This is a genomic window from Methylobacterium segetis, assembly GCF_004348265.1.
GTDB classification, from domain to species: Bacteria; Pseudomonadota; Alphaproteobacteria; order Rhizobiales; family Beijerinckiaceae; genus Methylobacterium; species Methylobacterium segetis.
Map to the genome: position 1 here is coordinate 77,707 of NZ_SMNT01000006.1, position 7,920 is coordinate 85,626.

General features: G+C 71.6%; 7 protein-coding genes and 1 pseudogene. 3 read left to right on the forward strand and 5 right to left on the reverse strand.

Annotated features, from left to right (window positions below; translation table 11 throughout):
• Nucleotides 1-152 precede the first annotated feature (152 nt).
• A complete protein-coding gene (locus tag E1J50_RS02990) occupies nt 153-512 on the forward strand; it encodes a hypothetical protein (protein WP_132250257.1) in 360 nt (119 codons plus the stop codon).
• Here E1J50_RS02990 and E1J50_RS02995 read toward each other — a convergent pair.
• Nucleotides 506-1,279 carry a tRNA1(Val) (adenine(37)-N6)-methyltransferase gene (locus E1J50_RS02995; protein WP_132250259.1) on the reverse strand — a complete coding sequence of 258 codons (774 nt, stop codon included), beginning with the start codon at nt 1,277-1,279 and terminating at the stop codon, nt 506-508. The genes E1J50_RS02990 and E1J50_RS02995 overlap by 7 nt on opposite strands.
• A complete protein-coding gene (locus E1J50_RS03000; RefSeq protein WP_132250261.1) occupies nt 1,266-1,496 on the reverse strand; it encodes a putative signal transducing protein in 231 nt (76 codons plus the stop codon). Before E1J50_RS03000 ends, E1J50_RS02995 begins: the two co-directional genes overlap by 14 nt.
• Nucleotides 1,497-1,698: 202 nt before the next feature.
• Between E1J50_RS03000 and E1J50_RS03005 the strand changes: the two genes are divergently transcribed.
• Nucleotides 1,699-2,721, forward strand: a complete 1,023-nt coding sequence (locus E1J50_RS03005; RefSeq protein ID WP_165937758.1) for a polyprenyl synthetase family protein — start codon at nt 1,699-1,701, stop codon at nt 2,719-2,721.
• A 10-nt stretch (nt 2,722-2,731) separates the two neighbouring features.
• On the opposite strand, the gene E1J50_RS03010 is transcribed toward E1J50_RS03005, so the two are convergent.
• The 3 genes from E1J50_RS03010 to E1J50_RS03020 form a co-directional block, all read right to left on the reverse strand.
• Nucleotides 2,732-3,607: a 4-(cytidine 5'-diphospho)-2-C-methyl-D-erythritol kinase gene (locus E1J50_RS03010; RefSeq protein ID WP_132250266.1), complete on the reverse strand. Its 876-nt coding sequence runs from the start codon at nt 3,605-3,607 to the stop codon at nt 2,732-2,734.
• A 223-nt stretch (nt 3,608-3,830) separates the two neighbouring features.
• Nucleotides 3,831-5,714 carry a tetratricopeptide repeat protein gene (locus E1J50_RS03015; RefSeq protein WP_132250268.1) on the reverse strand — a complete coding sequence of 628 codons (1,884 nt, stop codon included), beginning with the start codon at nt 5,712-5,714 and terminating at the stop codon, nt 3,831-3,833.
• Between the two features lie 157 nt (nt 5,715-5,871).
• A complete protein-coding gene (locus tag E1J50_RS03020) occupies nt 5,872-7,545 on the reverse strand; it encodes an electron transfer flavoprotein-ubiquinone oxidoreductase (RefSeq protein ID WP_132250270.1) in 1,674 nt (557 codons plus the stop codon).
• A 194-nt stretch (nt 7,546-7,739) separates the two neighbouring features.
• On the opposite strand from E1J50_RS03020, the pseudogene E1J50_RS03025 reads away from it, so the two are divergent.
• Nucleotides 7,740-7,920: pseudogene (locus E1J50_RS03025) on the forward strand (uracil-DNA glycosylase); the annotation flags it as partial.

Below are 7,920 nucleotides of genomic sequence, written 5' to 3' on the forward strand. Positions count from 1 at the left end.
GCGTAATCCACCTCGCCGGGCGGCGCCATCGGCACCCCGTACGCCACCGAACGATTTTCGGACTCCGCCGTTTCTGAGGGCCGCGACACCTGACGCCCGGGCCTGCGGCGGCATCGAGACGGGCGATCCGATCCGGGGAAGGGAGACACGCCATGCGTGCTTTGATGATGATGTTCCTGGCGCTCGCCGCGCTCGGCGGGGCGGCGGGCCTCAGCCTGTCGGCGAAGGCGGCGCCGCTGCCCGTCGCCGCGAGCCTCGCCGAGACGGGCGAGGGCAAGCTCCTGACCGAGGTGCGCTGGCGCCACCGGCGGCACTGGCACCGGCATCACGGCTGGCGGCGCCATCACTGGCGGCGGCACCACCATTGGCGGCGCCATCACCACTGGCGGCGGCACCATTGGCACCGCCATCACGGCTGGCGGCGGCACCATTACGGCCGGCGTCATTTCGGCGGTCTTGTGGGCTACCGCCCGGTTCAGCACCGGCAATACGGCTGGCGCCCGTTCTACTGAGCCGTCGCTTCCGCCTCCATCGCGGCACCCTCGCCGCGATGGAGCGCCTCGCTTTCCGGCGTCGCGCGCCCCTGCGGATCCTGCAGGACCAACGGGTGCAGGATCCGCAGGGGGGCGCGGCTTCCCTTCGTGCCCGCGATCAGGACACGGATCGCCGGCCGGTCGGCGCGGGCATGGACGGGACGGATCGCGAGGCCGCCGAACCTCTGCCCGATCGCCTGCAGGCAGGCGGCGAGGGCATCGGCGCGGTGGATCAGTCCGAGGCGGCCGCCGGGCCGCACGACGTCCGAGCAGGTCCGCAGCCACGCATCGAGCGAGCCCGCCTCAAAGCTGTGGGCCGAGGCCCGGCCGCAATGGGGCGAGGGCCTGTGCCGTCCGGCTTCGAGGAAGGGCGGGTTGGTCAGCGCGATGTCGACCGAATCCGCCGCGAGCCCGGCAGCCCGGCGCGGGCCGGCCGCGGCGAGGATGTCGGCCTCGCAGATGCTGACGCGCGATTCGAGCCCGTTCTCCGCGGCATTCCAGCGGGCAAGATCGGCGAGTTCCGGGTCCCGCTCGACGAGGATGACGCGGCTGCGGGGAGCGCGCAGGGCGTAGCTCAGCCCGACGAGCCCCGTGGAGGCGCCGAGATCGCACACGACCCGTCCCTCCTCGGCGGGGACCAGCATCCCGAGGAGCACGGCGTCGGTGCCGGCGCGGTGCGCGCCCCGCGGGGGCTGGCGAAGGCGCAGGCGGCCGCCGAGGAACAGGTCCGGCTCAGCCGCCGGCATCGCGCAGTTCGTGGGCGAGGCCGACCTCGGTGAGGAGGCGCCGTGCCTGCCTCGCGTGGTCGTCCGGCACGAGGAGCCTTCGGGGGAAGGCGCCGATCGTCCCTTCCATCAGGCTCATGTGCTCGTCGGCCACGAGCACGGGGATGTCCGCGCCCTCCAGGAGCGAGCGCGCGAAACCGATGAGGACGATATCGTTGGTGCGGATCAGTTCGATCATCGGAGTTCGATCATCGGGGTTCGATCATCATGGGGCTCGCGGACGGGCGGCGCTTTCGCCGCGTACAGCTTCGCGTGCGGGCGCGCCATATCCGATGCGATCCGCACCTCGTTCGGGCGCGGCGTGTTGCAGCGCCACGGGCCGCGTGCGAAGGGGTGCCCCACGTATCGTCGCAGCATGTCTGGCCGGGAGGCATCGGACCTTGGGTGTCGTGGTTTCCTTCGATGAAGGCCGCTCCGATCCGGAAGCGAGCCTGACCGAACTCGTCGCGCTCGTGGCCGCCGGCATGGAGCGCGTCAACGCGATGATCCTGTCGCGCACGGGCTCGGACGTCGCGATGATCCCCGAGGTGGCCAACCACCTGATCGCGTCCGGCGGCAAGCGCCTGCGCCCGATCCTGACGCTCGCCACCGCCGATCTCTGCGGCTATGCGGGCGGCGACGGCGCCGTGAAGCTCGCCGCCAGCGTCGAGTTCATGCACACCGCGACCCTCCTGCACGACGACGTCGTGGACGAGAGCGACATGCGGCGCGGGCGCGTCGCGGCGCGGATCAACTGGGGCAACCAGGCGAGCGTCCTCGTCGGCGACTTCCTGCTCGGCCAGGCCTTCCGGATGATGGTCGAGGTGGGCTCGCTGCGCGCCCTCGACATCCTGTCCGCTGCCGCCACCGTGATCGCCGAGGGCGAGGTGATGCAGCTCACCGCGGCCAAGAACACGGAGACGAGCGAGGACGAGTATCTCGCCGTGATCCGCTCCAAGACCGCGGAATTGTTCGCGGCGGCCTGCGAGGTCGGCCCCGTGCTCGCCGACCGGCCGCGCGCGGAGCAGGCGGCCTGCCGCTCCTACGGGATGAATCTCGGCATCGCCTTCCAGCTCATCGACGACGTGCTCGATTACGGCGGCACCAGCGCCAGCCTCGGCAAGAACGTCGGCGACGATTTCCGCGAGGGCAAGATCACGCTGCCGATCGTGCTCTCCTTCCGCCGCGGCACCGACGAGGAGCGGGCCTTCTGGCGCCGCACGCTGGAGAAGGGCGAGGTGGAGGCCGGCGATCTCGAGACCGCCCGCGCCATCCTGCGCCGCCACCGGGCGCTGGAAGACACGGTGGAGCGGGCCCGGCATTATGGCGCGATGGCGCGGGACGCGCTCGCGCTGTTCCCGAACGGCCGGATGAAGGCGGCCCTGCTCCAGGTCGTCGATTTCTGCATCGCCCGGGCGCACTGACCCGGACGGCCTAGCGCAGCAGCGTCGGCTCGACCCACCAGCCGGGCATCGCCCGCGCGATCGCGCGCGCGCCGCGCGCCGCCTGGCTGCGATGGGCGAAGATGCCGAAGACGGTCGCGCCGGAGCCCGACATCCGGGCGAGGCGGCAGCCGGCCTGCGCCCGCAGGCTCGCCAGCGCCTCGCCGATCACCGGCGCGAGCGTGAGCGCGGGAGCTTCGAGGTCGTTTCGCGCCGGGCCGATCAGGCTGAGCAGCCCGTTCGGGCCGAGCCCCTGCGCCACCGCCGGATGATCCGCGCCGGCCAGCGTGTCGCCGGGCGCGAGGCCGAGCGCCTTGAAGACGGGCGCCGTCGGCACCGGGACACCGGGATTGATGAGGATGGCCGGGAGGGGCGACAGGTCGAGCGGGGAGCCGATCGTCTCGCCCGCGCCGCGCATCATCCGGGCGCGCGGATCGAGGCAGACCGGCACGTCCGCCCCCGTCGCGCGGGCCGATTCGACGAGGGTTGGGTGGTCGAGGGCAAGCCCGTTCAGCTCCGCGAGGAGCCGGAGCGCGGCCGCGGCGTCCGAGGAGCCGCCCCCGATCCCGGCCGCCACGGGCAGGCGCTTCAGGAGGCGGAAGCGGCCGGTGCGCAAGCCCGGCACGCGCTCGGCGAGATGGCGCGCCGCCCGCAGAACGAGGTTGTCCGCGTTCGGGCCCGCCGGCCCCGCGGTCGGTCCCGCGATCGCGAGATCGAGATCCCGGCCGGGCTCCAGGGTCAGGTGGTCGCCCACCCCCGCGAAGGCGACGAGGCTTTCGAGGGCGTGATAGCCGTCCGCCTCCCGTCGCCCGAGCACGTGCAGGGTGAGGTTGATCTTCGCCGGAGCGCGGGTGGCGAGGCTCTGCATGGATGTCGAGGGTTCGTGAGGAGGGCCGCTCTGCGAGGGAGCGGAGAGCGTTCGCGGCGCGGTGGCCGCGACGCGGGGCTCGGACAGGGCTGACGAGACACCGCTCTCATCCTGCGGTGCCGCGGGGCGGCCTCGGAGACAGGCTCCGGGTTTCGGGGGGCGCCTGCGGGACCCGCCGCGCCCGCGCCGGGGTGGCCGAGAGGGAAGGGGGCTTCGCCCGCGCTCAGCTGCCGCCCTTCTTCTTCGCCTTGTCGGCGGCGCCCGGAGGCTCGCTCGGGGCGGGCGCGCCCTTCGGCAATTCCGGGTTCTCGGCATTGTGGGGGGCCGCGACCGGGGCGGGCGGGTTCTCGGCCGTCGCCGTCGGCTTCTCGACGTCGGGCAGGCCGTTCTTCAGCTTCTCGTTGATCTTCTCGAGCTCTTCGGCCTCGGGGTTCAGGTCCTTGGCGTGCTGCCACTGGAACTTGCCCTCGAGGCGGCGGCCGGAGCGCCAGTAGGCGTCGCCGAGATGGTCGTTGATGGTCGGGTCGCCGGGCTTGAGCTCGACGGCCTTCTCCAGCTCGCGCACCGCGTCGTCCCAGCGACCGAGGCGGTAATATGCCCAGCCCAGGCTGTCGATGATCATGCCGTCGCGCGGGCTCGCATCGACGGCCTGCTTCAGCATCTTGAAGGCGTCGTCGATGTTCATGTTCTGGTCGACCCAGGAATAGGCGAGGTAGTTCAGCACCTGCGCCTTGGCGCTGAGCTGGCTCGGCGGCACGAGCTCCAGCGCCTTCTTGAGGTCGGCCTCCGCCCTCGGCCATTGCTTGGCCCGCTCGTAGGCGGTGCCGCGGAAGTAGAAGGTCGTCCAGTAGTTCTGGATGGGCCGGTCGCCGATCAGCTCGATGGCGCGGCTGTAGGTCACCGCGGCGTCCTCGTACTTCTTGCGCGAGCGCTGCACGTTGCCGAGGGCGGTGATCACGTCGATGTCGTCGGGATGCGCCTTCATCGCCGCGTCGAGATGTGCGAGCGCCTCCTCGCCCTTGCCCATCTGCTCGAGGTTCAGGCCGATCTGGATGTCGGCATTGAGCTTGAGGGGCGAGCTGGCCGGGATCTGCGCGTAGGCGTCGTTCGCCCGCTCGGGCTGCTTCATCCGGTCGAGCGTGTCGGCGAGCGTGAGCCGGGCGAGCGCGTGCTCGGGGGCGAGGTAGAGGGCGAGCCGCAGGTAGACCACGGCCGGCAATTCGTCGCCCTGCGTCGAGCCCGCCGAGCCGAGCCCGTAGAGCACCTCGGCCGCACCCTCCTGGGCCGATCCGATCAGCCGCGGCAGCGGCTTGCCCGACTTCAGCTTGTCGAGGGCGTCGCGGATGATGGGGTGGCGCGGCAGGAGGTTGTCGAACTCGGTATAGGCCTGGATCGCGAGGTCGGTGCGCCCGGCCTGGGCCTCGAAGCGCGCGTAGGCATCGACGATGCGCAGGGTGTTGCGGTCCGCGTCGTAGGCGGCTGTGAGGCGGCGCTCGGCCTCGGCCTGATCGCCGACGAGGCTCGCGATGAGCCCGGCATGGTAATCCCGGAAGGTGTTGTAGTAGCGCTCGCCCTTGAGCTTCGAGACGGTCTCCAGCGCCCGCTTGCCGTCTCCGGCGCCCGCATAGGCCCAGGCGGTCACGAGCGTGGCGGTGAGGTCGGCGGCCGCGCCCCGGCCGCTCCGGGAGAGGTTCTGGCGCGCGCCGGCCCACTGGCCGGCCTTGATCTGGCGGACGCCGAGGGCGAGCTGGGCGAGGCCGTTGGCGCCGTCGCGGGTCGTCAGCCGCTCGGCGGCGCGGAAGGCGTCGGGCAGGGCGCCGTCGGCGAGCATCGAGACGAAGGCGCGTTCCAAAAGCTCGGCGTTGCGCGGGTCGGCCTTCACGGCCTCGCGGTAGAAGCTCGCGGCGGCGGCCGTGTCGCGCGAGGCGCCGGCGATGTAGGCCGAGAGGAAGTTGCCCTCGAGCGATTCCGCCGGCTCGTACTCGGAGAGCGGCGTGGATTCGCGCGGCTGCGCGGCGAGCGCCGTCACCGCGAGGGGCAGGCTTCCGGTCAGCGTGAGGGCGAGCACCGACGCGGTGCGGAGGGCGGCTTTTCCGAGTGTGGGCACCAGTCACGGCTCCTGCGCGCGCCGGCCGGTTTCCGGGCCGGCGCCGATGTGGCGGGGACAGTGGACTCTTCCCGCCACGGCCGCAAGGCGAAAGGATGACGCCCCCGCGGCACGTCCGGAGCCGCGCGGGCGGGGCGGGCGAAGTCCTTGGAACGGCTCACAGGTTGGGGTAGTTCGGGCCGCCGGGACCCTCGGGCGTGACCCAGTTGATGTTCTGGTTCGGGTCCTTGATGTCGCACGTCTTGCAGTGCACGCAGTTCTGCGCGTTGATCTGGTAGCGCACCCCGTCGCTCGCGGAGGCGTCCGCCACCCACTCGTAGACGCCGGCCGGGCAGTAGCGGGCCGAGGGGCCGCCGAACACGTCGTGCTCGGAGCTCTTCTGCAGGCCCATGTCCCGAACCTGGAGGTGGGGCGGCTGGTCCTCCTCGTGGTTCGTGTTCGAGAGGTAGACGGAGGAGAGCCGGTCGAAGGTCAGCTTGCCGTCGGGCTTCGGATAGACGATCGGCGTCACCTCCGAGAGCGGCTTCAGGCAGGCATGGTCCGGCTTGCCGTGCTTGAGCGTGCCGAAGGGCGAGGCGTTGAAGATCGAGGTCGCCCACATGTCGACCCCGCCCAGGCCCACGCCGACGAGCGTTCCGTAGCGCGACCAGAGCGGCTTGACGTTGCGCACGGCCTTGAGGTCGCGCCCGATCGGGCTGGCGCGCCAGCCGGCCTCGTACTCGGCCAGCTCGTCGCCCTGGCGCCCGGCCGCGAGCGCGGCGGCGATGGCGTCGGCGGCCTGGATGCCGGAGAGCACCGCGTTGTGCGAGCCCTTGATGCGCGGCACGTTCACGAAGCCCGCGGAATCGCCGACGAGGCAGCCGCCGGGGAAGACGAGCTTCGGCACCGATTGCCAGCCGCCCTCCATGATGGCCCGCGCCCCGTAGCCGATGCGCTTGGCGCCCTCGAACACGTCCCGGATCATCGGGTGCGTCTTGAAGCGCTGGAACTCCTCGAAGGGCGAGAGGGTGGGGTTCTCGTAGTTCAGGTGCGTGACGAAGCCGACCGAGAGCAGGTGGTCGTCGAAATGGTAGAGCCAGGAGCCGCCGCCGGCCTTGTTCGGCAGGGGCCAGCCCATCGTGTGCTGGACGAGGCCGGGCTGGAACTTCTCCGGCGCGAGCTGCCACAGCTCCTTCACGCCGATCCCGTATTTCTGGTGGTCGCGGCCCTTGTTGAGCCCGAACCTCTCGACGAGCCCCTTGGTCAGCGAGCCGCGCGCGCCCTCGCCGAAGACCGTGTACTTCGCGCGCAGCTCCATGCCGCGGGTGAAGTCCTCGCGCGGCTCGCCCGAGCGGCCGATGCCGAGATCGCCGGTCGCGATGCCGACGACGGCGCCGCGCTCATCGTAGAGCACCTCGGAGGCGGGGAAGCCGGGATAGATCTCGACGCCGAGCTCCTCCGCCTTGCGGCCGAGATACTTCGCGACGTTCGAGAGCGAGCCGACGAAGTTGCCGTGGTTCGACATCAGACGCGGGAAGAACACGTTCGGCAGGCCGATGCCGCTGTTGCGCGTGAGGAACATGAACTCGTCGCGCTCGACAGCCGTCTTGAGGGGGCGGTCGGGGTCGCTGCGCCACTCGGGCAGGAGCGCATCAAGGCCGAGCGGGTCGACGACCGCGCCGGACAGGATGTGGGCGCCGACCTCGGAGCCCTTCTCGACGACGACGACGCTGATCTCCTCGCCGCGCTCGGCGGCGATCTGGCGCAGGCGGATCGCGGCGGCGAGGCCCGCGGGCCCGGCGCCCACGATCACCACGTCGAAATCCATACCCTCGCGTTCGGGAAGCGCCATTCCGTGTCCTCCTGCCGCCGTGCCCGCGGCGTCATCCGCGCAGAGCCGGCCTGTCTCGTTGATCGCTCTCTCTCAACCCGTTCCAAGGTAGGAAGGCAAGCGCGAATGGACAGGCTTGCAAAACCGTCGCGGGGATTGCTCAGATCTTCGCGCGCACGTTGTCCACAGGCTTTGGCGACACCACATCTCCCCTCATGACTTCACCAGCCGACTTCGACCGGGACCTGATCTCGCTGCTCGATTTCCACGTGGAGGCCGGCGCCGACGCGGCCCTCGACGAGCGCCCGCACGACCGCTTCGACGAGGCCGACGAGCCGCGCGCCGAGCGACGCCCGGCCGCCGCGCCGCGCAGGGAGCTCGCGCCCGCGCGCGCGG